Source organism: Micromonospora sp. NPDC005203 (assembly GCF_042872705.1).
In the GTDB taxonomy this organism is placed as follows: Bacteria; Actinomycetota; Actinomycetes; order Mycobacteriales; family Micromonosporaceae; genus Micromonospora.
On the sequence record NZ_JBIAKV010000006.1, the window covers coordinates 211,544 to 236,121 of the forward strand.

The 24,578-nt window shown below is 74.2% G+C and carries 19 protein-coding genes and 1 riboswitch; of the genes, 13 read left to right on the forward strand and 6 right to left on the reverse strand.

All coding sequences use genetic code 11. The annotated features are described in order from the left end of the window. Positions 1–3: 3 nt before the first annotated feature. The 6 genes from ileS to ACFYPM_RS16495 form a co-directional block, all read right to left on the reverse strand. Positions 4–3,150: an isoleucine--tRNA ligase gene (gene ileS / locus ACFYPM_RS16470; RefSeq protein ID WP_387196947.1), complete on the reverse strand. Its 3,147-nt coding sequence runs from the start codon at positions 3,148–3,150 to the stop codon at positions 4–6. Positions 3,151–3,292: 142 nt separating this feature from the next. Beyond that, positions 3,293–3,955 carry a hypothetical protein gene (locus tag ACFYPM_RS16475; RefSeq protein ID WP_387196950.1) on the reverse strand — a complete coding sequence of 221 codons (663 nt, stop codon included), beginning with the start codon at positions 3,953–3,955 and terminating at the stop codon, positions 3,293–3,295. 20 nt (positions 3,956–3,975) lie between these two features. Then, complete coding sequence (locus ACFYPM_RS16480; protein WP_387196952.1) at positions 3,976–4,788, reverse strand: metallophosphoesterase; 813 nt, start codon at positions 4,786–4,788, stop codon at positions 3,976–3,978. Positions 4,789–4,807: 19 nt separating this feature from the next. After that, a complete protein-coding gene (locus tag ACFYPM_RS16485; protein WP_387196955.1) occupies positions 4,808–5,173 on the reverse strand; it encodes a hypothetical protein in 366 nt (121 codons plus the stop codon). A 226-nt stretch (positions 5,174–5,399) separates the two neighbouring features. After that, positions 5,400–6,113 (reverse strand): hypothetical protein, encoded by a 714-nt coding sequence (locus tag ACFYPM_RS16490; RefSeq protein WP_387196958.1) that lies wholly within the window; start codon positions 6,111–6,113, stop codon positions 5,400–5,402. Continuing rightward, the gene (locus tag ACFYPM_RS16495; RefSeq protein ID WP_387196961.1) at positions 6,106–6,687 is read right to left on the reverse strand and encodes an RNA polymerase sigma factor; all 582 of its coding nucleotides are present in this window, start codon (positions 6,685–6,687) and stop codon (positions 6,106–6,108) included. Before ACFYPM_RS16495 ends, ACFYPM_RS16490 begins: the two co-directional genes overlap by 8 nt. 120 nt (positions 6,688–6,807) lie before the next feature. On the opposite strand from ACFYPM_RS16495, the gene ACFYPM_RS16500 reads away from it, so the two are divergent. The 13 genes from ACFYPM_RS16500 (at position 6,808) to cobA (ending at position 24,575) form a co-directional block, all read left to right on the forward strand. Then, entirely contained in the window at positions 6,808–7,143 is a 336-nt protein-coding gene (locus tag ACFYPM_RS16500) for a hypothetical protein (RefSeq protein ID WP_387196964.1), read from the forward strand. A 628-nt stretch (positions 7,144–7,771) separates the two neighbouring features. After that, positions 7,772–7,901: riboswitch (cobalamin riboswitch) on the forward strand. A gap of 262 nt (positions 7,902–8,163) precedes the next feature. After that, on the forward strand, positions 8,164–11,832 hold the full coding sequence (cobN, locus tag ACFYPM_RS16505) for a cobaltochelatase subunit CobN (RefSeq protein ID WP_387196967.1): 3,669 nt from the start codon (positions 8,164–8,166) through the stop codon (positions 11,830–11,832). Continuing rightward, on the forward strand, positions 11,829–14,141 hold the full coding sequence (locus ACFYPM_RS16510; protein ID WP_387196970.1) for a VWA domain-containing protein: 2,313 nt from the start codon (positions 11,829–11,831) through the stop codon (positions 14,139–14,141). Before cobN ends, ACFYPM_RS16510 begins: the two co-directional genes overlap by 4 nt. Before the next feature lie 72 nt (positions 14,142–14,213). Continuing rightward, positions 14,214–14,825 (forward strand): cob(I)yrinic acid a,c-diamide adenosyltransferase, encoded by a 612-nt coding sequence (gene cobO / locus ACFYPM_RS16515; protein WP_387196973.1) that lies wholly within the window; start codon positions 14,214–14,216, stop codon positions 14,823–14,825. Beyond that, positions 14,822–16,183: a cobyrinate a,c-diamide synthase gene (locus ACFYPM_RS16520; protein WP_387196975.1), complete on the forward strand. Its 1,362-nt coding sequence runs from the start codon at positions 14,822–14,824 to the stop codon at positions 16,181–16,183. Before cobO ends, ACFYPM_RS16520 begins: the two co-directional genes overlap by 4 nt. Continuing rightward, positions 16,180–16,992, forward strand: a complete 813-nt coding sequence (cobI, locus tag ACFYPM_RS16525; RefSeq protein ID WP_387196978.1) for a precorrin-2 C(20)-methyltransferase — start codon at positions 16,180–16,182, stop codon at positions 16,990–16,992. Before ACFYPM_RS16520 ends, cobI begins: the two co-directional genes overlap by 4 nt. Then, a complete protein-coding gene (cobM, locus tag ACFYPM_RS16530; RefSeq protein ID WP_365068170.1) occupies positions 16,989–17,822 on the forward strand; it encodes a precorrin-4 C(11)-methyltransferase in 834 nt (277 codons plus the stop codon). The genes cobI and cobM overlap by 4 nt, the downstream gene beginning before the upstream one ends. Then, a complete protein-coding gene (locus ACFYPM_RS16535; protein WP_387196983.1) occupies positions 17,819–18,970 on the forward strand; it encodes a cobalt-precorrin-5B (C(1))-methyltransferase in 1,152 nt (383 codons plus the stop codon). The genes cobM and ACFYPM_RS16535 overlap by 4 nt, the downstream gene beginning before the upstream one ends. Then, positions 18,967–20,307 (forward strand): precorrin-6y C5,15-methyltransferase (decarboxylating) subunit CbiE, encoded by a 1,341-nt coding sequence (gene cbiE / locus ACFYPM_RS16540; protein WP_387196986.1) that lies wholly within the window; start codon positions 18,967–18,969, stop codon positions 20,305–20,307. Before ACFYPM_RS16535 ends, cbiE begins: the two co-directional genes overlap by 4 nt. Beyond that, positions 20,304–22,067 carry a precorrin-3B C(17)-methyltransferase gene (gene cobJ, locus ACFYPM_RS16545; RefSeq protein ID WP_387196988.1) on the forward strand — a complete coding sequence of 588 codons (1,764 nt, stop codon included), beginning with the start codon at positions 20,304–20,306 and terminating at the stop codon, positions 22,065–22,067. Before cbiE ends, cobJ begins: the two co-directional genes overlap by 4 nt. Beyond that, positions 22,055–22,276: a DUF362 domain-containing protein gene (locus tag ACFYPM_RS16550; protein WP_387196991.1), complete on the forward strand. Its 222-nt coding sequence runs from the start codon at positions 22,055–22,057 to the stop codon at positions 22,274–22,276. The genes cobJ and ACFYPM_RS16550 overlap by 13 nt, the downstream gene beginning before the upstream one ends. Further along, positions 22,273–22,869, forward strand: coding sequence for a precorrin-8X methylmutase (locus ACFYPM_RS16555; protein ID WP_387196994.1), 597 nt, complete (start codon positions 22,273–22,275; stop codon positions 22,867–22,869). Before ACFYPM_RS16550 ends, ACFYPM_RS16555 begins: the two co-directional genes overlap by 4 nt. Beyond that, on the forward strand, positions 22,866–24,575 hold the full coding sequence (cobA, locus tag ACFYPM_RS16560) for a uroporphyrinogen-III C-methyltransferase (protein ID WP_387196997.1): 1,710 nt from the start codon (positions 22,866–22,868) through the stop codon (positions 24,573–24,575). Before ACFYPM_RS16555 ends, cobA begins: the two co-directional genes overlap by 4 nt. Positions 24,576–24,578: the final 3 nt, after the last annotated feature.

Consider the following 24,578-nt stretch of genomic DNA (forward strand, 5'->3'; position numbering starts at 1 on the left):
CGTTCAGGCCCGCAGGACGTGCACCAGGATCTCCTGACCGTCGCCCACGGTGCCGGCGAAACCCTCCGACAACGCGTCCACCACGCTCAGCGTGCGCGCGAGGGTCTCGTGCGCGATGAGCAGCTGATGCGTGGAGATCGCCGCCGCGACCTGCGCGGGCGCGGCGATCGACACCGTGATCCGGTCGGCGACCTCCAGGTCGGCGTCGCGGCGGGCCTGCTGGACGGTACGGACGACGTCGCGGGCGACGCCCTCGGCCGCCAGTTCGGGGGTGATCTCGGTGTCCAGCGCGATCGTCACCCCGCGCTGGGACTCCACGACCCAGCCCGTGCGCGGCACCTCCGTGATCAGGATGTCGTCCAGGCCCACCTCGACCTGCTCGCCGTCGACCACCAGCGGGAACGTCCCGTTCGCCCGGACACCGTCGACCAGCCCTCGCGCGGGCACGGCGGCGATGGCCTTCGCGACGTGCTGGGTGCGGTTGCCGAACCGGCGGCCCAGGGTCCGGAAGTTCGCCTTGACCCGCACGTCGATGACCCCGCTCTGGGCATCGAGCGGCTGGAGGACCTTGACGTTCAACTCGTCGCCGATGTCGTCGAGCAACGCCTGCGCAAGCACCGTGCCGGCCGGTAGTCCCACGAGCGCCCGGCTCAACGGCTGACGGATCCGCAGGCTGCTCGCCTTACGCGCGGACCGGCCCGCCTCGGCCAACGCCCGCGCCGTGGCCACCTGGGCCGACAACTCGGCGCTGATCACCGTGGTGTCGGGCGTGGGCCAGGTCGCCAGGTGCACCGACTCCGGGGCCGACCCGGCGCCCCGCCGGATGACCTGCTGCCACACCTCCTCCGTGAGGAAGGGGATGAACGGCGCGAGGAGCCGGGTGAGGATGTCGAGGCACTCGTACAGGGTGGTGAGGGCGTCCGGGTCGCCCTCCCAGAAGCGCTGCCGCGAGCGCCGTACGTACCAGTTCGACAGGTCGTCGACGAAGTCGGCGAGCAGTCGGCCGGCACGGGCCGTGTCGTAGTTCTGCAGTCGTTCGTCCACGGCGGCGGCGAGGGCGTGGACCTCACCGACGATCCACCGGTCCAGCGCCGGTCGTTGGGCGACCGGCTGCGCCAGCTCCGGTGCCCACGTCGAGTTCGCGGCGTAGAGGGAGAAGAACGCCGCGGTGTTCCAGTACGTCATCAACACCTTGCGGACGATCTCGTCGAGAGGGCCGGGCCCGACCCGGCGGGGCGACCACGGTGAGCCGGAGCAGGCCATGAACCAGCGCACCGCGTCCGCGCCGTGGGTGTCCATCAACGGGATCGGCAGCAGGATGTTGCCCAGGTGCTTGCTCATCTTGCGGCCGTCCTCGGCCAGGATGTGCCCGAGGCAGACGACGTTCTCGTACGGGGACCTGTCGAAGACCAGGGTGCCCACCGCCATCAGCGTGTAGAACCATCCCCGGGTCTGGTCGATCGCCTCGCAGATGTACTGGGCCGGGTAGGTGCGCTCGAAGATCTCCTTGCTGCCCGGCAGGTGGGGGTAGCCCACCGACGCGAACGGCATCGCTCCGGAGTCGTACCAGGCGTCGATCACCTCGGGCACCCGGGTGGCGGTCCGGCCGCAGTCCGGACAGGCGAAGGTGATCTCGTCGACGTACGGGCGGTGCGGATCCAGCTCGGACAGGTCGGCGTCGGCCAGCTCCCCGAGTTCGGTCCGGGAGCCGACCGCGGTCACGTGGTTGTCCGGGCAGCGCCACAGCGGCAGCGGGGTGCCCCAGTACCGGGAACGGGACACCGCCCAGTCGATGTTGTTCTTCAGCCAGTCGCCGTACCGGCCGTGTTTGATGTGCTCCGGGAACCAGTTGGTGCTCTCGTTCTCCCGGGTCAGCTCGTCGCGGACCTCGGTGGTCCGGATGTACCAGGACGGCTGCGCGTAGTACATCAGCGGGGTGTGGCACCGCCAGCAGTGCGGGTAGGGGTGCTCGAACGGCTCGTGCCGGAACAGCCGACCGGACGTCCGGAGACGGTCGATGAGCAGCGCGTCGGCGTCCTTGAAGAACACCCCGCCGACCAGGTCGATGCCGTCGTCGAACCGCCCGTTCGGGGCGACCGGGTTCACCAGCGGCAACCCGTAGGCGCGGCAGACGGCGAGGTCGTCCGCGCCGAAGGCCGGCGCCTGGTGCACCAGGCCGGTGCCGTCCTCGGTCGTGACGTAGTCGGCGAGGACCACGCGGTGGGCGTCCGGGATGTCCACCAGGTCGAACGGCCGCTCGTAGCGCAATCCCTCCAGGGCCGACCCCGGTACGGTCGCCAGGATCTCCGCCTCGTCACCGAGCACCCGCCGGGTCAGCGGTTCGGCGACGACGAAGGTGCCCTGCCCGGTGCGGGCGAGGGTGTACGTCACCGTGGGATGGACGGCGACGGCGGTGTTGGACACCAGGGTCCACGGGGTGGTGGTCCAGATCAGCAGCTCGACACCGTGGTGCCCGGCCACCGCGTCCTGCACCGGGAACCGCACGTACACGGACGGGTCGGTGACGGTCTCGTACCCCTGCGCCACCTCGTGGTCGGACAGGGTCGTGCCGTCGCGGGTGCAGTACGGGGCGACCCGGAAGTCCTCCACCAGCCGCCCGGCGTCGTGGATCTGCTTCAGCGACCACCAGACACTGTCCACGTACTCGGGGGACATCGTCTGGTACGGGTGCTCCAGGTCGATCCAGTACCCCATCCGCTCGCTGAGCTGGACGAACTCGCCCACGTGCCGCAGCACGGAGGTGCGACACCGGGCGTTGAACTCGGCGATGCCCATCTTCTCGATGTCGGGCTTGCCGCCCAGCCCCAGCTCCTTCTCCACCGCGAGCTCAACCGGCAGGCCGTGGCAGTCCCACCCGGCGCGGCGGGGCACCGAGAAGCCGCGCATCGTCCGGTACCGGGGGAAGAGGTCCTTGAAGACCCTCGCCTCGATGTGGTGGGTGCCCGGCGTGCCGTTGGCGGTCGGCGGCCCCTCGTAGAACACCCACGGCGGACCGTCGGCGGTCTGCTCCAGGCTCCGGTCGAAAATGTTGTTGGTCTGCCACCACTCGATGACCGCACGTTCCATCCCACCAAGGTCGATCTTGGTGGACAGTGGGACGAATGGCGACTTCAACGGGCCGTCCGGCACCGAGGTTCTCCCTACACTCCACATCCGCTCGCGCGGGCATCAGCTCACTGCCCACCCGGGGACGAAGTGTCAGGCGTATGGCCGGATCGGTGCCGATGCCGTCCAGCATAGCGGCCCGTGCGCGGAGCCAGTGGCCGGTGCGCTAGGCGCGTAGCCAGACCCGGAGAGGGCCGGTGGTGGTGAAGCCGGCGGCGAGGGCCGCCGCCAGGTCGGGGATGGTTTCGTAGCCGACCAGCGGCGCGTCGGGCACGGTGGCGCACACCGCTTGCCAGATGTCGCGGGGGTTGTCGGTGCGGGTGAACAGGTTGGAGACGCCGTACGGGCCGTCGCCGCTGAGCACCGCTCCGCCGGTGAGCACACCCTGGTCGTCGTGGCGGGCGAGCACCCGCACCCGGGGGTCGGCCAGCAGCGCGGGGCGGAACAGCTCCCCACCGCCCTGGGCCGCCGCCCAGACCGCCAGGTCGTCGGCGCTGGTGACCGGGGTGAGGGGTTCGTCGGCCGGTGGCGCCGCCGGTGGCCGGTGGATCCACTGCGCGTCGAAGAGCACTCGGAACCCGTACCCGGACAGGTCGAGGTCGGCGAAGCTGTCCTTCACCGACGCGCCGGGCCCCACGTCGATGCGGGCCAGCAGGGCGCAGGCGTCGACGCCCGATCGCAGGGTGACCGCGTCCGGATACCACGGCGGCGACCGGTGGGGGACCGACCAGGCGTCGGCGTCGGCACGGCCGGCCAGCCCGTGGCTGCCGCAGACGATGTCGCACCACTCGGCGTTGTCGCGGGCCGCCGTCCGCACGTCGTTCAGCACGTCGGGCAGCCTAGCCAGGATCAGCGGAGTCGAGTGAGCAGGATCCGGCCGCCCTCGTAGATGCCGCCGTCGATGGCGACGACCCTGTCGTCGGCGTACCGCAGCGCGACCGCGACGTCCTGCGGCGCCACACCGAAGTGCTTGGTGAGGGTGCTGTGGCCGTGGACGAGCACGGTGCCCCCGAGCGTGCGCAGCATCGTCGACACCGGGTCGTCGGGGTTGGTCGCCACGGCGTCGCGAAATGCGCCCCGGTCGCTCATCCGGGCGCAGAAGTCCAGCCAGGCCGCGGGGTCGTCGGAGCCGAGAGCCACGCTGACCGCCGCGTTCACGGTGGCCACACTGGACCCCAGCTCCAGGTACCGGGCGGTGTCGGAGTGCACGAGCAGGAACCCGTCGACGACCGCGACGGCGGGCAGTCGCGTCATCCACTCGACATGCTGCGGCGTCAGCTGGCGCAGGTCCTCGGCACGTCCGCCGAACCGGGCCCAGCCACCCCGAAACCCGTCGGGCTCGTTCCACCCGGCGACGGGCCTGGCGCCGAACCGGTGCGCGGCGAGCAACTGCGCCTCGTGGTTACCCAACAGCACCCCGACGTGGCCGCCCGCCGCACGCGCGGAGACCGCGAGTCGCTGGATGTCGTCGATGACGCCGACACCGTCCGGGCCCCGATCGACGTAGTCGCCGAGCAACCACAACCGCGCGCCGCCCCCGGTCCAGTGGCCGGTATGGTCGATGAGTCCAGCCTCGCGAAGTGCCTCCCGGAACTCCGACCGGTGACCGTGGATGTCCGCCGCCACGTACAGCGGCGTCATGCCGTCGAGCAGAGTCGCCATGGCCGCCACGGTACGTAGCTCAGCGGGCGTAGACCAGGTCCATCGTGTCGGTGTGCCCGGACCAGCGCAGGTCGAGATGCCAGCACCCGGCCTGCGGCATGTCGATGATCGACGGACCCGGCCCGCCGGCGACCTCTCGGGTCACCCTGGTGTCGGTGCCGTCCAGCGTCGCGGTGATCACCAGGGTCGCCGGTGCCGTCGGGTCGGCTGACGTCGTGGCGGCGCGGGCCACCCACAGGATCTTGTTGTTCGACCCGTCGCTGCGTACCAGGCGCAGCGGATGAGCGAACAGCACCGCCACGATGTCACCCTTCGCGCCGAAGACGTGCGGGCCCCGGCTGGTCCCGTGGAATCCGGCGTCCGCCCAGTCGGGCAGCGACTCCATCTCGACAGGCGAATGGCAGCCCGTCGCGGCGCTCGCCGTACTCCCGGCGCTCGCGGTGGTGGCAGCAGCGCGGGTCGGCGCGGCCGACCCACCGTCGGCGGCGCACCCCGCCAGCAGAACCACCGAAGCCGCCAGCAGCAACCTGCCCCATGAAACCATCTCGACCCTCCGGTACGTGTCGACGACTCACCTCATCTTCAGGACACCGGCCGCGCCCGTCCGGTTCCTAGCGCAGTGAGCGGGCGATCTCGATCGCCTCGGTCTTCGTGACGGCGCCCTCGATCCGGTAGCTGACGTCGGCGTCCTGCCAGATCAGCGTCGAGGCGGCAAGTCGGGCGCTCTCCTTGCGGACCACGCCCGAACGGTCCACGTACGACAGCACGTGCGGCCCGTCGACCCACACCGCGAAGTCACCGTTGACCTCGACCCAGTCCGCTCCCGGCGGGATGACCTCCTTGTGGAACGACAGGTTGAGGCGACCGTCGAACGCGTCGACGCGCAGCGCGCCGCCGTCGTAGAGCAGCGTCGCGACCCGGCAGGTGCCCGCGGGGTCGGGGTCGGCGACCAGCACCCGATCGGGCGGACCCAGCTTCGCCGGCAGACGGATCGGGAACCGTACCGCCCGTCGTGCCTCGTCCAGACCGGCGACCCGCTGCCCGGGCAACGGCGACGCGACGCCACCGGGCACCGTCGGCGCGGGCGCGACGGCGATGCTGACACCGGCGAAGCGCAGCAGCCCGGTCACCGCATCGGCGACGGCGGCACGGGTCGGCGGCAACACCGCCACCAGCAGCAGGGCGGCCAGCGCCGCCGCGACGAGCGGACGCCACCGCCGCACCGGCCGGTGCAGCCGTCCGCGGACCTCGGCGCGCACGTCGGGCGGCTCGGGCGTCTCCAGCCAGGCGGACAGGTCCCGCAGTTCCCGTTCGAGGTCACCCATGCCGGACCTCCTCCCGGTCGAGCAGGCCGCGAAGCTTCGCCAGGGCCCGGGACGTGCGCGACTTCACCGTGCCCCGGGGCCAGCCCAGTGCCGCCACCGTCTCCTCCTCGCTGAGGTCGAGGAAGAACCGGCAGACGATCACCTCGCGGTCGCGTACCGGCAGTTGCCGCAGGGCCCGCACCAGCGCGGCGCGGCGCTCCCCGGCGAGGACCGCACCCACCGCGCCGTCCTCGGCGGTCTCCGCCGTCGGGTCCGCCGCCGCGGCGCGCAGGACGAGACCGTCGCGGCGGCCGCGCGACCGGTGCAGGTTGCGGGTCTCGTTGGCGACGATCGCGAGCAACCAGGACCGGAAGGACGACTCGCCCCGATAACGGGACAATTTGCGGTACGCCTTCACGAACGCCTCCTGGATGACGTCCTCGGAGTCCGAGCCCGCGCCGAGCAGCGCCGCCGTCCGGTACGCGGACGCGGTGTGCCGAGCGACCAGGAGGTCGTACGCCGCCAGGTCGCCGGAGCGGGCGCGGGTGACGAGCGCGTCGTCGTCCAGGGGAACCTCCGTTCGGGTCACACTCATGACACCGCCCACGCTCGGTGGGTTCCAACCCCCGGTCGGGTCAGCTGTCTCCCACCCGGCGTGCAGCGTATTGCCAGGATTCGGTGCTGCACTGGAGGGCGTCGAGGGAAGGGGTGGGGCATGAGCTGGTTCAGTCGCCGGTCACGGGGCGTCGAGGCGACCCCGACGAAGCTGGACCGGGAGGCGACCCGGGACGACCTCGCCGCGCTGGAGGCGTTCGTCACGAGCCGGCACGGGGTGGAGTTCTACCTGGAGCCGGAGACCACCGCGACGGACACCACAGTGGTGGCGATCGCCCACGACGGGGAGTGGATCCGCCGCCGCACCGGCACGCCCCGCGCCGCGGGGGCCATCGCCCGCAAGCACGCGGTGCCGTTGTACGAGGCGGGCCGCACCGGCTATCCGGAACGGATGCGGGTGTGGAGCCGGGCCCATCCGGAACGCCACGCCCGCTGAGGCCGGTCGGCTCAGGTGGCCTCGACGACCGAGTGTGCCTGCTCATGTGTCATCGGCTCGGCCTGGCTGGAGACGTACCAGAGACGAGCCAGCGCGGCCGCGGAAGGCCCGCGGCGACGAGCGTGGCCTGGATCTCCCGGGCGTGCCCGGGGCTCTGCCGAGCGTCGATCATCACACTGCCGCGCTCGTCGGCGACGACGGCGACGCCGGCCTGGACCGCGTCCGGGTCCGAGCCGCCAGGACGGAGTCAGACCCGACCGGCGAGGTGGAAGAATCGGGCGGCGCTGATGGTGGTCGACCCCCGAGATTGATCGCGGACGTTGAGCCAGTGATCACCGATCCTAGGTGACCGCGCCGATGCCACCGTCCCACCGAACGATAGGCGCAGGCCAGGGGACATGCGCGCGTCCCTTGCTCTGCTTCAACCGGCGCAACGATGCGACGACTTACTGGTGCATCGGTTGAAGCAGAGCAAAGGACGCGACACATTGACCTAACGCCGGCGAAGCAGGGCTCCTTCGCACGCAATCATTGCTGACTTTCGATGGATGTCGCCCGCTCGGCGACGTCGGGTCGGCGTTGACCGGCGGCGGAGGGGTGTGGCAGCATTCGCGGCCTGACGGCAGTGAAGGAAGTCGGTGCGATTCCGACGCGGTCCCGCCACTGTCACCGGGGAGCGATCCCCCCTCGTGAGTCACGACCGTGTGTCTGCGGTTGGAAGGCCGGGGGAGAGCGTCGATCCGGAAGCCAGGATACTTCGGCCGTCGGGATGTACCCCAGGGCGTGGACACCCGAGGAGGACCCGATGACGCACGGCGTCTCATTCATCGACGATCATCGTCACACTGCGCTCCAGGCCGCTGGCTTCCGGTACCGCTGACCTGAGCGCCCGGCGCTGACCGGCCCCGACGCCCGCGTCGGTGAGTCCGGCCGCGCCGTCGTACCGGCTGACGCCGCACCCACCCGCTTCGTCCAGGTCGCCTCCCTCAGCGGCCCGGGCGTCACTCTCCGGAGCCCGCCGTGCGCATCCTGCTGCTCTCCACCGCCGACACCGACCTGCTGGCCGCCCGCGCCAGCGGCGCCGACTACCGGCTCGCCAACCCCGCGCGGGTTGCCGCCGACGAGGTGCCCGTCCTGCTCGACGGGGTCGACCTCGTCGTCGTACGCCTGCTCGGCGGTCGGCAGGCGTGGCCGGACGGCCTCGCCGCGGTGCTCGCCACCGGCGTGCCGACGGTCGTGCTGGGTGGCGAGGCGCTGCCCGACGCGGAGCTGATGGCCATCTCCACAGTGCCGTCCGGGGTCGTCACCCAGGCGTTGGCGTACCTCGTCGAGGGCGGGCCGGACAACCTCGGGCAGCTCGCCTGGTTCCTTTCCGACACGGTGCTGCTCACCGGCGAGGGGTTCGCCCCGCCCGCGCCCACCGCCGCGTACGGCGTGCATGGCGAACACCCGAACGACCCGCGGCGGCCCACCGTGGGGATCGTCTTCTACCGGGCGCACGCGCTCGCCGGCAACACCGACTTCGTCGACGTCCTCGCGGACGCGGTCCACAACGCCGGCGGCAACCCGCTGCCGATCTTCTGCGGCTCGCTGCGAGGGCTGACCACGGGCGCGGGCCCGCTCGGGCTCTTCGCCCGCTGCGACGCGCTGCTGGTCACCGTGCTGGCCGCCGGTGGCGCGGTCGCCGCGGACGCCTCCGGGGGCGGCGACGAGGACGCCTGGGACGTCGGCGCCCTGGCCGCCCTGGACGTGCCGATCATCCAGGCGCTCTGCCTGACCAGCACCCGCGAGCAGTGGGCCGGCAGCGATGCCGGGCTGTCCCCGTTGGACGCGGCGATGCAGGTGGCCATCCCCGAGTTCGACGGCCGGATCGTCAGCGTGCCGTTCTCGTTCAAGCAGATCGACGCCGACGGGCTGTCGGTCTACGCGGCCGACGCCGACCGGGCGGCCCGGGTCGCCGGGATTGCGGTGCGCCACGCCCGGCTGCGGTACGTGCCCAACGCCGACAAGCGGATCGCCGTGGTGCTCAGTTCGTACCCCACCAAGCACTCCCGGGTCGGCAACGCCGTCGGGCTGGACACCCCGGTGTCGGCGGTCCGGCTGTTCGCCGCGCTTGCCGACGCCGGTTACGACCTGGGTGACGCGGCGCTGCCCGACGACGGTGACGCGCTGATCCACGCGCTGATCGCCGCCGGTGGTCACGACGTGGAGTGGCTCACGCCGGAGCAGTTGGCCGCCGCCGAGGCGCGGATACCGGGGCAGACCTACCAGCGCTGGTTCGACCAGGTCCCGGCCGAGCTGCGGGAGCGGATCCGGGAACACTGGGGTGAGCCGCCCGGCCAGCTCTACACCGAGGGCGGGGACATCGTGCTCGCCGGGCTGCGCTTCGGCAATGTGGTGCTGCTGATCCAACCGCCGCGCGGCTTCGGGGAGAACCCGATCGCCATCTACCACGACCCGGACCTGCCGCCGAGTCACCACTACCTGGCCGCGTACCGCTGGCTGGCCGCCCCGGTCGCGGATGGCGGCTTCGGCGCGGACGCCGTGGTGCACCTGGGCAAGCACGGCACCCTGGAGTGGCTGCCCGGCAAGGGCCTCGGCCTGGCCGCCGACTGCGCGCCCGACGCGGTCCTCGGTGACCTGCCGCTGGTCTACCCGTTCATCGTCAACGACCCCGGCGAGGGCACCCAGGCCAAGCGCCGGGCGCACGCCGTGGTCATCGACCACCTGGTGCCGCCGATGGCCCGCGCCGAAACCTACGGCGACCTGGCCAAACTGGAGCAACTGCTCGACGAGTACGCCACCGTGCAGGCCCTCGACCCGGCCAAGGTGCCCACCGTGCGGGCGCAGATCTGGGACCTCGTCCGCGCGGCGGAGCTGCACCACGACCTGCACGCCGAGGCGATGCCCGACGCGGACGACTTCGACACCTTCGTGCTGCACCTCGACGGGTACCTCTGCGAAATCAAGGACGTGCAGATCCGCGACGGGCTGCACATCCTCGCCGACGCGCCCACCGGTGAGCCCCGGGTCAACCTGGTCCTCGCGGTGCTGCGCGCCCCGCAGATCTGGGGTGGCGCCCGAGCCCTGCCCGGCCTGCGGCAGGCGCTCGCCGTCGCGTACTCCCTCGACGAGCAGGAACTGCTCGCGGCACCGGGCGAACGACTGGCGGTGCCCACGGCGCTGACCGACGTGGTGGACGGGCCGGCCGGCACCGCCGCCGACGCCGTCGACCTGATCGAAGCCCTCGCCCGGCGGTTGGTTATCGGGATGGAGACGCTCGGCTGGGACGCCGAGGCCGTCGACGCGGTGGTCGCCGAGGTGACCGGCCAGTCGATCCCGGACGTCGCCGCGGTGCTGCACTTCGCCGCCACCGAGCTGGTGCCCCGGCTGGACCGGACCACCGACGAGCTGACCAACACCCTCGGGGCGCTCGACGGCCGGTTCGTGCCGCCCGGCCCGTCCGGTTCACCCACCCGGGGACTGGTCAACGTGCTGCCCACCGGCCGCAACTTCTACTCCGTCGACCCCAAGGCCATTCCCAGCCGCAACGCCTGGGACGTCGGGGTGGCCCTCGCGGATTCGCTGCTGGCCCGGCACCTCGCCGACACCGGGGCGTACCCCCGCTCGGTGGGTCTGACCGTGTGGGGCACCAGCGCGATGCGCACCCAGGGCGACGACATCGCCGAGGTGCTCGCGCTGCTGGGCTGCCGGCCGGTGTGGGACGACCGGTCGCGGCGGGTCACCGGCATCGAGGTGGTGCCGACCGCCGAGCTGGGCCGGCCGCGCGTCGACGTGACCGTGCGCATCTCCGGGTTCTTCCGCGACGCGTTCCCACACGTGGTGGCGCTCCTCGACGATGCCGTGCGGCGGGTCGCCGCCCTCGACGAGCCGGACGAGGACAACTACCTGCGGGCGCACGTCGCCGCGGACCTCGCCGAGCACGGTGACGAGCGGCGGGCCACCGCGCGGATCTTCGGTTCCAAGCCGGGGGCGTACGGCGCGGGCCTGCTGCCCCTGATCGACGCCCGGACCTGGCGCAGCGACGCCGACCTGGCCGAGGTGTACGCGGTGTGGGGTGGCTACGCGTACGGCCGGGGCCTGGATGGGCGGGAGGCGCGCGCCGACATGGAACGCTCCTTCGCCCGGATCGCGGTGGCGGTGAAGAACCAGGACACCCGCGAGCACGACATCGTCGACTCCGACGACTACTTCCAGTACCACGGCGGGATGGTGGCGATGGTCCGTCACCTCACCGGCACGTCACCGCAGGCGTACGTGGGCGACTCGGCGATGCCGCACGACGTGCGCACCCGCACGCTGGGCGAGGAGACCCGGCGGGTGTTCCGCGCCCGGGTGGTCAACCCGAAGTGGATCGCGGCGATGCGCCGGCACGGCTACAAGGGCGCGTTCGAGCTGGCCGCCACCGTGGACTACCTGTTCGGCTACGACGCCACCGCCGGCGTGGTCGACGACTGGATGTACGAGCACCTGGCCGCCGCGTACCTGTTCGACGATACCACCCGGCAGTTCCTGGAGCAGTCCAACCCGTGGGCGCTGCGCGGCATCACCGAGCGCCTGTTGGAGGCCGCCGACCGGGGGCTGTGGGCCAAACCCGAGCCGGCCACCCTGGACCGGCTGCGCGACACGTACCTGGCCAGCGAGGGCGACCTGGAGGACCGGGCATGACCGAGACCGTCACCGCGACCTATCCGTTCAGCGCGGTGCTCGGCATGGCCGACATGCGGCTGGCGCTGCTGCTCAACGCGGTGTCCCCGGCGATCGGCGGGGTGCTGGTCCGGGGGGAGAAGGGGACCGCCAAGTCCACCGCCGTGCGCGCGCTGGCCGCGCTGCTGCCCCCGGTCCGCCGGGTCGCCGGCTGCCGCTTCGGCTGTGACCCGGCCGAGCCGGACCCGGCCTGCCCGGACGGGCCGCATCCGGCCGACGCCACCGCCGAGACCCGTCGGGCCCGGCTGGTGGAGTTGCCGGTGGGCGCCGCCGAGGACCGGGTGGTCGGCTCGCTGGACCTGGAGAAGGCCCTCGGCGAGGGCGTGCGCGCCTTCGAGCCGGGTCTGCTCGCCGCCGCCCACCGGGGAGTGCTCTACGTCGACGAGGTCAACCTGCTGCACGACCACCTCGTGGACCTGCTGCTGGACGCGGCGGCGATGGGTCGCAGCCACGTCGAGCGCGAGGGCGTCTCGGTCAGCCACGCGGCCCGGTTCCTGCTGGTCGGCACGATGAACCCGGAGGAGGGGGAGCTGCGTCCGCAGTTGCTCGACCGGTTCGGGCTCACCGTGGAGGTGGGCGCCAGCCGGGACCCGGAGGTGCGGGTCGAGGTGGTCCGCCGCCGGCTCGCCGCCGACGCCGACCCGGCCGGGTTCGCCGCCCGCTGGGCCGACGCCGACGCGGAGATCGCCGCCCAGGTGGCCGCCGCCCGCCGCCGGCTTCCCGGGGTACGCCTGCCGGACGCCGCGCTGCGGCAGATCGCCGAGGTGTGCGCCGCGTTCGACGTGGACGGGATGCGTGCCGACATCGTCACCGCCCGTGCCGCTCTCGCGCACGCCGCCTGGCACGGTCGGGACCGGGTCACCGTGGACGACGTCCGGGTGGCCGCCCGGCTGGCCCTGCCGCACCGTCGCCGTCGCGACCCGTTCGACACTCCGGGGCTGGACGAGAAGCGCCTCGACGAGGCGTTGCAGCGTGCCCAGGACGCCCACCCCGACGAGCCGGACGACGACGCCCCCGACGACCGTGGCCCGGACGACACCGGTCCCCGGGGCGGTGGCCCGGCCGGCGATGGCGGCCCGAACGATGGCGGCCCGAACGGTGGCGGCCCGAACGGCGGCGGCCCGAACGGCGGCGGCCCGAACGGTGGCGGTCCGGACGGCGGCGGCCCGCACGGCGGCGGCCCGCAGGGCGACGGCAGCGGCGACGGTGCCGAGCAGGGTGCATCCGGGTCGGCCGGGCACTCGGCGGCGCGCGACGGCAGTGGCCCAGACGGGCGCACCGACGGCCAAGACGGTGCCGATGGGTGGCCGCAGCGCCAACCGGGCGACCGGGGTGACGACGACGGCTGGCCGCAGCGCCAACCGGGCGACCGGGGTGACGACGATCAGAACCCGCGCCCGCGCGGGGGCCGGGGATCGGCGACCGGTGACGACGACCCGACCCGCGGTGGGGAGTCCCAGTCGGTGGCCGTACCCCGGGGTGGGTTGCGGGCGCAGGTGCTCACCGCGCCCGGCGTCGGTGACGGGGTGCCCGGCCGGCGTTCCCGGGCCCGCACCGGGCGGGGGCGTACCACCGGAGCGCGGGTGCCGACGGGCCGGGTCGCGGCGTTGCACCTGCCGGCCACGGTCCGGGCCGCCGCGCCACACCAGGCATCCCGGGGACGGCTGACCGGCCCGCTGCGACTGCGCCCGGACGACGTGCGCGAGGCGGTCCGGGAGGGGCGCGAGGGCAACCTCGTGCTGTTCGTGGTGGACGCGAGCGGCTCGATGGGCGCCCGCCAGCGGATGAGCGCCGTGAAGGACGCGGTGCTCGCCCTGCTCACCGACGCGTACCAGCGGCGGGACAAGGTCGCGGTGATCGCCTTTCGGGGGGCCGGCGCGCGGACCCTGCTGCCGGCGACCTCGTCGGTGCTGGCCGCCTCGACCCGGCTGGCCGAGTTGCCCACCGGCGGGCGTACGCCGCTGGCCGAGGGGCTGCTCGCCGCCGCGGATCTGCTGCGGCTGGAACGCTTGCGCGACCCGAAGCGTCGCCCGCTGGTCCTCATCGTCACCGACGGTCGAGCCACCGCCGGCCCGCGTCCGCTGGACCGCGCGGCGGCAGCGGCGAAGGTGCTGGCCGCGACGGCCGCCCCCTGCGTGGTGGTCGACTGCGAGTCCGGCCCGGTCCGCCTCAACCTGGCCACCCGCCTGGCCACCCAGCTGACGGCCCAGAAAGTCACCCTCGACGCCGTCACCCACCCCCGCGATCTTGCACTTTCTGTCGCGGCATAACGGACGAAGAGCACGTATGACCGACAGAAACCGCAAGATCGCGGGGGAGCCCGCGGGCGAGGGAGACTGCTGATGCCGCAGGGACAGCCGAGTCACGTGCCCGCCGACGGGTTGACCACCCGGCAGCGGCGGCACCGACCCTTGCTGATCGTCCACACCGGACAGATGAAGGGAAAGTCGACCGCCGCCTTCGGGTTGGCGTTGCGGGCCTGGACGGCCGGTCTGCCGATCGGCGTGTTCCAGTTCGTCAAGAGCGCCAAGTGGCGGGTGGGGGAGGAGAACGCCTTCCGCGCGCTCGGCGAGGTGCACGAGCGCACCGGCGAGGGCGCGCCGGTGGCCTGGCACAAGATGGGTGAGGGCTGGTCGTGGATCCAGCGCGGCGGCGAGGCCGACCACGCCGCCGACGCCCTGGAGGGCTGGCGGCAGATCCAGCGTGACCTGGCCGCCGAGCGCTACGGGCTGTACGTGCTGGACGAGTTCACCTACCCGATGAAGTGGGGCTGGGTGGACGTCGACGAGGTGGTCGCCACCCTGGCCGACCGGCCCGGTTTCCAACACGTCGTGATCACCGGTCGGGACGCCGACCCGCGCCTGGTCGCCGCCGCCGACCTGGTGGCCGAGCTGACCAAGGTCAAGCACCCGATGGACGCCGGCCAGAAGGGCCAGAAGGGCATCGAGTGGTGACCGCCCCCGTAGACCCGTGGCCGCTGCCCCGGCTGGTGGTCGCCGCGCCGGCCAGCGGCCACGGCAAGACGACTGTCGCCACCGGGCTGCTCGCCGCGCTGCGCCGTCGCGGCCTGACGGTCAGCCCGCACAAGGTCGGCCCCGACTACATCGACCCCGGCTACCACGCGCTCGCCGCCGGGCGGCCCGGGCGCAACCTCGACCCGTTCCTGGTCGGGGCCGAGCGGATCGCCGCTCTGCTGCGCCACGGCGCGAGCGTCCCGACACCTGCCGACATCGCCGTCGTCGAGGGCGTCATGGGCCTGCACGACGGTGCCGTGGGCCGGCGCGACTACGCCTCCACCGCGCACGTCGCCCGGCTGATCGACGCGCCCGTGCTGCTGGTGCTGGACACCACCGCGCAGGGCCGCTCGGCCGCCGCGCTGACGCTGGGCATGGCCGCCTTCGACCCGGCCGTACGGATCGGCGGGGTGATCCTCAACCGGGTCGGCTCACCCCGACACGAGACGCTGCTGCGCGACGCCCTAGCCGAGGTGGGCGTACCGGTGCTCGGGGCCGTCACCCGCGCCGTCGAGGTGGCCGCGCCGGCCCGGCACCTCGGGCTGGTCCCGGTCGCCGAGCGGGCACCCGAGTCCCTGGCGATCGTCACCGCGCTGGCCGAGCTGGTCGAGGCCACCGTGGACCTCGACGCCGTGCTGGACCTGGCCCGCACCGCCGGGCCGCTGACCGCCCCGGCGTGGGACCCGGTCACCGCCGTCGGCGGGCCGGCCGGCGTCGGGCGGCCACGGGTCGCGCTCGCCGGTGGCCCGGCCTTCACCTTCTCGTACGCGGAGACCGCGGAACTGCTCACCGCGGCCGGCGCGGACGTGGTCACCCTCGACCCGCTGCGCGACCCGATGCTGCCCGCCGACACCCGCGCGGTGGTCATCGGCGGCGGCTTCCCCGAGGCGTACGCGGAGGCGCTGGCCGGCAACAGCACGCTCCGCGCCGAGCTGGCCGACTTCGACGGGCCGATCGTGGCCGAGTGCGCCGGACTGCTCTACCTCGGGCGGTCCCTGGACGGCGTACCGATGTGCGGGCGGCTGGACCTGACCGCCCGGATGACCGGCCGGCTCACCCTCGGCTACCGCGAGGCCGTGGCCGTCACCGACTCCCCGGTGGCCCGCGCCGGCGAGCCGGTACGCGGCCACGAGTTCCACCGCACCACCACCGACCCGGGGCACGGCGACCGGCCGGCGTGGCGCTGGGACGACGCGCAGCACGGCTTCGTGAGCCGTCGGGTGCACGCCTCCTACCTGCACACCCACTGGGCCGGTCACCCGGAGGCGGCCCGTCGACTGGTCGAGGCGTGCCGATGAGCGCCGACGCGCAGCGCGCCCACGACAGCCGGACCGGTGACGCCACGCTTACCGGGGTGGGGGTCGGCCCGGGTGACCCGGAACTGCTCACCGTCAAGGCGGTGCGGGTGCTGCGCGAGGCCGACCTGGTCTTCGTACCCGTGATGGCGGACCGGATCGCGACCGCCGCGACCGACGCCGCGACGCCGGCGGGTGCGGACGCCGGGCGGGCCGAGGCGACCGTGCGTTCCCACGTCGCGGCGGACCGGCTGCGCCGGTTGCCGTTTGCCCTGGACGACCGGGGTGGGGTGACCGCCCGCCGGGCGGCGGCCTGGGACGACGCGGCCCGGGTGGTGGTCGAGGCGCTCGACGCGGGCGCGCGGTCCCTGGCGTTCGCCACCATCGGCGATCCCAACGTCTACTCCACCTTCGGCTACCTGGCGCAGAGCGTCCGGGCGCTGCGCCCGGCGGTGCGGGTGGCGACCGTGCCCGGCGTCACCGCCATGCAGGAGCTGGCCGCGCGCAGCGGCACCCCGCTCTGCGAGGGACGCGAACCGCTCACCCTGCTGCCGGCCACCGCCGGCCTGGCGCTGTTCGCCGACGCCCTCGCCGGGCCGGGCACCGTGGTCGCCTACAAGGGCTGGCGGCGGCACCCGGAGTTGCTCGCCGAGCTGCGCCGACAGGGCCGGCTCTCCGACGCGGTGCTCGGGCGCAGGCTGGGGCTGCCCGGTGAACACATCGGCCCGGTCGACGAGACCACGAACGACCTGCCGTACCTGTCGACGCTGCTGGTCCCGGCCCGCCGCGAGCACCGAGGAGGAAAACTGTGACAAGCGACGGCAAGGTGTGGTTCGTCGGAGCCGGTCCGGGGGCGGCGGACCTGCTGACCCTGCGGGCCGCCCGGGTGATCGCCGAGGCGGACATCGTGATCTGGGCGGCCAGCCTGGTGCACGCCGACGTGCTCGACCACGCCCGCCCCGACGCGGAGATCATCGACTCGTCGCAGCTGCCCATCGAGGGCGTGCTGCCGCTCTACCAGCGGGCCGCCGAGCAGGGGCTGACCGTGGCCCGGATCCACTCCGGGGACCCGGCGCTGTGGGGCGCGGTGCAGGAGCAACTGGACGTGTGCCGGGCACTCGACCTGGCCGTGGAGATCGTGCCCGGGGTGTCCTCGTTCACCGCTGTCGCGGCGATCGTCGGGCGGGAGCTGACCGTGCCCGAGGTGGCCCAGTCGGTCATCCTCACCCGCCTCGAAGGTGGCAAGACCCCGATGCCGCCCGGCGAGCGGGTCCGCGACTTCGCCCGGCACGGCACCACGATGGCGCTGTTCCTCTCCGCCGCCCGTTCCGGGCAGGTGCAGGCCGAGCTGCTGGCCGGCGGCTACCCGGAGGACACCCCGGCCGTGGTGGCGTACCAGGCGACCTGGCCCGACGAGCTGGTGGTGCGCTGCACGGTCGGCACCCTGGAGGCGACGGTCAAGCAGCACAAGCTGTGGAAGCACACCCTCTTCCTGGTCGGGCCGGCACTCGCCGCCGAGGGCACCCGCTCGCACCTGTACCACCCCGGGCACTTCCACACCTTCCGCCGGGCCGAGCCGGCCGCCCGCGCCGAGCTGCGCCGCCAGGCCAGCGCCCGCACCGGGGGGACAGCCACACCATGACGTACGCCGAGCCGCCGCTGCGTGAGCCGGACCTTCCGCGCACCGCGAAGGTCCGGCCCACCGCCCTGCGTACCGGCTGGACCACCGGGGCGTGCGCGACGGCGGCGGCCAAGGCGGCGGTCACCGCGCTGGTCACCGGCGAGATTCAGCCGGATGTGGAGATTGGCCTGCCCGCCGGGCAACGGGTGCGCTTCGGAGTGGAACGCTGTGCGCTGACCGGCTCGCCGCCGGTTCGCGCCGAGGCGGTGGTGGTCAAGGACGCCGGCGACGACCCGGACGTCACCCACGGCGCCGAGCTGACCGCCACCGTGGACTGGACCGATGTTCCCGGTCTGCGCCTCGCCGGCGGCACCGGCGTCGGCACGGTCACCAAACCCGGCCTCGGGCTCGCCGTCGGCGGCCCGGCGATCAACGACACCCCCCGCCGGATGATCGGCGAGGCGGTGGCCGAGGTGGTCGACCTCAGCGAGGTCGGCGTACGGGTGGTGATCAGCGTGCCCCGCGGCGAGATCATGGCGCGCAAGACCACCAACCGACGGCTCGGCATCCTCGGCGGCATCTCGATCCTCGGCACCACCGGAATCGTGCGCCCGTTCTCCACCGCATCCTGGCGGGCCAGCGTCGTGCAGGCCGTGCACGTGATGGCCGCCCAGGGTGAGCGGACCGTGGTGCTCTGCACCGGCGGGCGTACCGAGCGGGCCGCCCGCGCGCTCCTGCCCGACCTGCCCGAGGTGTGCTTCGTCGAGGTCGGTGACTTCACCGGGGCCGCCGTCACGGCCGCCGTGGGTGACGAGATGACCGGCGTGGTCTTCGTCGGCATGGCCGGCAAGCTGGCCAAACTCGCGGCGGGCATCCTGATGACCCACTACACCCGCTCGAAGGTGGATCTGTCCCTGCTCGGCGCGGTGACCGCCGAGGCCGGTGGTGACCCGACGCTCGTCGCCGCCGTGACCGCGGCGAACACCGGGCGGCACGCGTACGAGCTGTGGGAGGCCGCCGGGCTGCTCGCCCCGGCCGGCGACCTGCTCTGCCAGCGGGTCCGCCAGGTGCTGCGGCGCTTCGCCGGGCCGACGGTCACCGTGGACGTGGCGATGGTCGACTTCGCCGGCGCGCACGTCGTCGCCTCGTCCGGCCGGTGGTCGCGATGACGCGCATGGTTGCGGGGGCCTCGGCGACGCCAGGGGCGTCGGCGGCTCCGGCGAACGCCGTGACCGTGGTCGGCCTGGACGCTGCCGGCGCACCGCCACACCCCGCCCTCGGACCCGTGCTGGGCGCCGCCGGGCTGGTCATCGGGGCCGCCCGGCACCTGGCCGTCGTGCCCGTACCGGCCGGCGCGGACACCGTCACCCTCGGGCCACTCGCCCCCGCCCTGCACCGGTTGGCCGGGGCCGTCGCCGCCGGGGTGCCCGCCGTGGTGCTGGCCAGCGGGGACCCCGGCCTGTTCGGCATCGTCCGGCGGCTGCGCGCGGCCGGGCTGCCGCTGCGGGTGGTGCCGGCGGTGTCCAGTGTGGCCGCCGCGTTCGCCCGCGCCGGCCTGCCCTGGGACGGCGCCGCCGTGGTCACCGCACACGGCCGCGACCCGCGCCCGGCCCTGAACGCCTGCCGGGCGCTGCCGCTGGTCGCGGTGCTGACCGCGCCCGGCGCCGGTGCCAGCGAGCTGGCCGAGGGACTGATCGGCTGGTCCCGCCGCCTGCTTGTCGCCGAGCACCTGGGCACCGACGCCGAACGGATCCGCGCGGTGACTCCCCAACAGGCCGCCGCCGAGACCTGGGCCGACCCGCACGTCCTGCTCAGCCTCGCCGCATCCGACTCGGCCGACCGCCCCGACGCCGCAGCCGACCGGCCCGACGCCGCAGCCGACCTGGCTGACGCCGCCCGCGATCAGCTCGTGCTCGATGGAATGCGCGCCGACAACCAGCCGGCCGCCGCCCCGGCCGAGGGCTGGGCGTTGCCGGAGAGCCGGTACGCCCACCGCGACTCCATGATCACGAAGTCGGAGGTGCGCGCCCTCGTCGTCGCCCGGCTCCGCCCCCGACTGGGCCGGCTGATCTGGGACATCGGCGCGGGCAGCGGCTCGGTCGGCATCGAGTGCGCGCTGCTCGGCGCGGCCGTGCTCGCCGTCGAACAGGACGCCGGGGCCGGCGCGACCATCCGGGCCAACGCGACGGCGCACGCGGTCGACGTGCGGATCGTCACCGGTCGAGCCCCGCAGGCGCTGGTCGGCCTGCCCGAGCCGGACGCGGTCTTCGTCGGCGGCGGCGGGGTCGACGTCCTCGCCGCCGTGGTGGCCCGCCGACCCGAGCGGGTGGTGCTCACCCTGGCGGCCCTGGACCGGGTCGCGCCGGCCGTGGGTCTGTTGCGCGCCGCCGGATACACGGTCGAGGGCGCTCAGCTCTCCGCCGCCCGCCTCGCCGACCTGCCCGGTGGGTCGATCCGCCTCGCGGCCACCAACCCGGTGGTCGTCCTCACCGGGGAGCGCCCGTGAACCACCAGAACCCGCCCGCCCACATCGGGCTGGTGGCGGCCACCGCCGCCGGCCGCCGACACGCGCACACCGTCGCCGCCGCCTGGCCACACGCACGACTGGTGCAGGGACAGAGCGTCACCGACGCGCTGCGGACCGCCTGGGTGCAGTGCGACGCGGTGGTCGCGTTCCTGGCCACCGGCGCGGTGGTGCGGATCCTCGCGCCGCTGCTCACCGACAAGCGCCGCGACCCGGCCGTGGTGGTCGTCGACGAGGCGGCCCGGCACGCCGTGGCGCTGCTGGGCGGGCACGCCGGCGGCGGCAACGACCTCGCCGAGCAGGTCGGCGCCCTGCTGGACGCCCGCCCGGTGATCACCACCGCCACCGACACGGTCGGCCTGCCGGGGCTGGACACCCTCGGCTGGCCCGTGCACGGTGCGGTCGCCGCGGTGTCCCGGGCCATCCTGGACGGCGAGCCGGTCCACCTGTTCGCCGACGCCCACTGGCCGCTGCCCGCCCTGCCGCCGAACGTCCACCCACAGCCCGTCGGCGCGGGAATCGGTGCCGACAGCGCCGACACCGACGAGGCGGCGGGCGCCGGTTACCGGCTGGTGGTCACCGACCGGGTGGTGCCGCTGGACGGGCGGACCGCCGTGCTGCGACCACCGTCGCTTGTCGCCGGCGTCGGGGCGAGTCGGGGCGTACCGGCGGCCGAGGTGGCGGAGCTGCTGCACCGGGTGCTGGCCGAGGCCGGCCTCGACCCGGCGAGCCTGTGCTGTGTGGCCACCGCCGACATCAAGGCCGACGAGGCGGGCATCCGCAGCACCGTCGACGCGCTCGGCGTACCCCTGGTGACCTGGCCGGCGGGGCGGCTGGCGACTGTCGACGTGCCGCATCCCAGCGAGGTGGTCCGCGCCGCCGTCGGCACGCCGAGCGTGGCGGAGGCCGCGGCGCTGCTCGGCCCCGCGGGCCGGCCGGACGACGCCACGCTGCTGGTGGGCAAGACCGCGACGGCGATGGCCACCGTGGCGGTGGCCCGGCACGCGCCACGCGGCCGGCTCGCCGTCGTCGGGCTCGGACCGGGTGCGGCCGACCTGCGCACCCCTCGCGCGGTGGCCGAGCTGCGCCGCGCGGCCGTGGTGGTCGGCCTGGACCAGTACCTCGACCAGGTCCGCGACGTGCTCCGCCCGGGCACCCGGGTGCTGTCCAGCGGGCTGGGCGCGGAGGAGGCGCGGGCCCGCGCCGCTGTCGCCGAGGCCGTCGCCGGTCGGGCGGTCGCGCTGATCGGCTCCGGCGACGCCGGGGTGTACGCGATGGCCAGCCCCGCCCTGGAGTACGCCGACGAGCGCATCGACGTGGTGGGCGTGCCTGGGGTGACCGCGGCGCTGGCCGCCGGCGCGCTGCTCGGCGCGCCCCTCGGCCACGATCACGCCTACGTGAGCCTGTCCGACCTGCACACCCCGTGGGAGGTCATCGAGCGCCGGGTGACCGCGGCGGCCGAGGGTGACTTCGTGACGCTGTTCTACAACCCGCGCAGCCGCGCCCGGGACTGGCAGCTCGGCAAGGCGCTCGGCATCCTCGCCGGCCACCGGCCACCGGGCACCCCGGTCGGGGTGGTCCGCAACGCCAGCCGCCCCGGCGAACGGGTCCACCTCGCCACCCTGGCCACCCTCGACCCGGCCGTCGTCGACATGTACAGCGTGGTGGTGGTCGGCAACAGCGACACGAGGCTGGTCGCCGGCCGGATGGTGACACCTCGGGGGTACCGGTGGCGCTCGTGACGATCGACGCCTGCCAGGGCTGCGGCGCGTGCCTGCTCACCTGCCCCACGCACGCGATCCGGCCGGTCGCCGGCGGCCTGACGGTCCGCGCCGACCGGTGCACGGGCTGCCTGGAGTGCCTGGAGATCTGCCCCGTCGACGCGATTCGCGTCGTCGCTGACCCTGACGCGATTCGCGTCGTCGCTGACCCTGCTGGAGGAGCCCGATGAGCCGGGTGGTGCATCCGATCGAGGTCGAGTCGTACCGCATCCTGCGCGAACGCGTCGACCTGTCGCACCTGCCGCCGCTGAGCCGCGCGGTGACCGAGCGGGTGGTGCACGCCAGCGCCGACCTCGCGTACGTCGACGAACTGGTCTGCGACGAGGCCGCGCTGGGGTCGGGGCTGGCCGCGTTGCGCGCCGGGGCGCCCGTCGTCACCGACGTGGCGATGGTCGCCGCCGGCATCACCCGCGCCGGCCGGGAGTTGGTCTGCCCGGTCGCCGAGCCGGCCGCCGCCGAGCTGGGCCGCGCGGCCGGCATCACCCGTTCGGCGGCGGCCGTGCGGATCGCCCTCGACCGGGTCGGTCCGGGCGCGGTCTGGGTGGTCGGCTGCGCGCCGACCGCGCTCGTCGAACTCCTCACCCTGGACGCCGCGCCGGCGCTCGTCGTCGGCCTGCCGGTCGGCTTCGTGGGGGCCGCCGAGTCGAAGGCGGCGCTGCGGGCCAGCGGCCTGCCCGCCGTGTCGAACGTGGGGGAGAAGGGCGGCTCGGCGGTGGCCGCCGCCGCCCTCAACGCCCTGCTCTACATCGAGGAGAAGTCATGACCGGGTTGGTCATCGTCGGGCACGGTACGCGCAGCGCGGCCGGGGTCGACCAGTTCGCCGCCCTCGTCGAGCGGGTCCGTCGGCGCGGTGACGTCGGCGACGTCGAGGGCGGTTTCATCGAGCTGTCCCGCCCGCCGCTGACCGACGCGGTCGGCGCGCTCGTCGCGCGCGGGCACCGGGCCCTTGTGGCGCTGCCCCTGGTGCTCACCGCCGCCGGGCACGGCAAGGGCGACATCCCCGCCGCGATGGCGCGGGAACAGGAACGGCACCCGGGCCTGACCTACCGCTACGGGCGCCCGCTCGGCCCGCACCCGCTGCTGCACGAAGCCCTCGAAGAACGCATCGACGCGGCGCTGGCAGGCACCGACCGGGCCGACGCGGCGCTGGCCGGCACGGTTCAGCCGGACACGGCCGACCGGGCCGGCACGTGGGTGGCGTTGATCGGGCGGGGCTCCACCGACCCGGACGCCAACGCCGAGGTGGCCAAGGTGGCCCGGCTGCTCTGGGAGGGGCGCGGCTACGCCGGTGTCGAGCCGGGCTTCGTCTCCCTGGCGCAACCATCGGTGCCGGCGGTGCTGGAGCGGCTGCGCCGCCTCGGCGCGCGGCGGATCGTCGTGGCGCCGTACTTCCTGTTCGCCGGGGTGCTGCCCGACCGGATCGTCGCCCAGTCGGCGGAGTTCGCCGCCGCCCACCCCGACCTGGACGTGCGGGTCGCCGAGGTGATCGGCGACTGCGACGCCCTCGCCGACCTGGTGCGGGAGCGTTACGCCGAGGCGCTGGGCGGCGACATCCGGATGAACTGCGACACCTGCGCGTACCGGGTGCTGATGCCCGGCTTCGCCGACAAGGTGGGCCGCCCGCAACGCCCGCACGACCACCCCGACGACCCGGTCGGTCACCACCATCACCACGGGCACGACCACGGCCAGCACCACGACCAGCACCACGACCACGACCAGCACCACGGTCACGGGTCGGTGGCGGTGGTCGGCGGAGGGCCGGGACCCGACGACCTGATCACCGTACGAGGAAAGGCCCTGCTCGACGCCGCCGACGTGGTGGTGGTCGACCGGCTCGCCCCGCAGGGGTTGCTCGCCGGCCTGCGCCCCGACGTGCTGGTGGTGGACGCCGCGAAGGTGCCCCGTGGCCCGTCGATGGCCCAGGAGGCGATCAACGAGGCCCTGGTGACGCACGCGCGCGCCGGCCGCCGGGTGGTCCGGCTCAAGGGCGGCGACCCGTACGTCTTCGGACGCGGCCACGAGGAGGTGCAGGCCTGCGTGGCGGCCGGTGTGCCGGTGACAGTGGTCCCCGGGGTGAGCAGCGCCCTCGCCGCACCGGCCCTCGCCGGCGTGCCGGTCACCCACCGGGGAGTGGCGCACGACGTCACGGTGGTCTCCGGGCACCTGCCCCCCGGGCACCCCGACTCGCTCGTCGACTGGGCGGCGCTGGCCCGGGCCCGGGGGACCGTCGTGCTCCTGATGGCCGTCGACACCATCGCCAAGATCGCCGCAGTGCTGATCGAGCACGGCCGCCCCCCGGAGACTCCGGTGCTCGCCGTGCAGGACGCCGGGCATCCCGGCCAGCGGTCCGTGCCGGCCCGGCTGGACGAGATCGGCGCGCTCGCCGCCCGGGAGGACATCGGTCCGCCGGCCGTCTTCGTCCTCGGCCCGGTGGTCGCTCTCACGACCACCGGGCCGACGGACTGACGG

What these genes read in the sequence shown, in the direction of transcription:
- ACFYPM_RS16480 (WP_387196952.1), bottom strand. Translation starts at nt 4,788, where the DNA reads ATGGCGACTCTGCTCGACGGCATGACGCCGCTGTACGTGGCGGCGGAC.
- ACFYPM_RS16485 (WP_387196955.1), bottom strand. Translation starts at nt 5,173, where the DNA reads ATGGAGTCGCTGCCCGACTGGGCGGACGCCGGATTCCACGGGACCAGC.
- ACFYPM_RS16490 (WP_387196958.1), bottom strand. Translation starts at nt 6,113, where the DNA reads ATGGGTGACCTCGAACGGGAACTGCGGGACCTGTCCGCCTGGCTGGAG.
- ACFYPM_RS16495 (WP_387196961.1), bottom strand. Translation starts at nt 6,687, where the DNA reads ATGAGTGTGACCCGAACGGAGGTTCCCCTGGACGACGACGCGCTCGTC.
- ACFYPM_RS16500 (WP_387196964.1), top strand. Translation starts at nt 6,808, where the DNA reads ATGAGCTGGTTCAGTCGCCGGTCACGGGGCGTCGAGGCGACCCCGACG.
- ACFYPM_RS16510 (WP_387196970.1), top strand. Translation starts at nt 11,829, where the DNA reads ATGACCGAGACCGTCACCGCGACCTATCCGTTCAGCGCGGTGCTCGGC.
- cobO (WP_387196973.1), top strand. Translation starts at nt 14,214, where the DNA reads ATGCCGCAGGGACAGCCGAGTCACGTGCCCGCCGACGGGTTGACCACC.
- cobI (WP_387196978.1), top strand. Translation starts at nt 16,180, where the DNA reads ATGAGCGCCGACGCGCAGCGCGCCCACGACAGCCGGACCGGTGACGCC.
- ACFYPM_RS16535 (WP_387196983.1), top strand. Translation starts at nt 17,819, where the DNA reads ATGACGTACGCCGAGCCGCCGCTGCGTGAGCCGGACCTTCCGCGCACC.
- cbiE (WP_387196986.1), top strand. Translation starts at nt 18,967, where the DNA reads ATGACGCGCATGGTTGCGGGGGCCTCGGCGACGCCAGGGGCGTCGGCG.
- ACFYPM_RS16555 (WP_387196994.1), top strand. Translation starts at nt 22,273, where the DNA reads ATGAGCCGGGTGGTGCATCCGATCGAGGTCGAGTCGTACCGCATCCTG.
- cobA (WP_387196997.1), top strand. Translation starts at nt 22,866, where the DNA reads ATGACCGGGTTGGTCATCGTCGGGCACGGTACGCGCAGCGCGGCCGGG.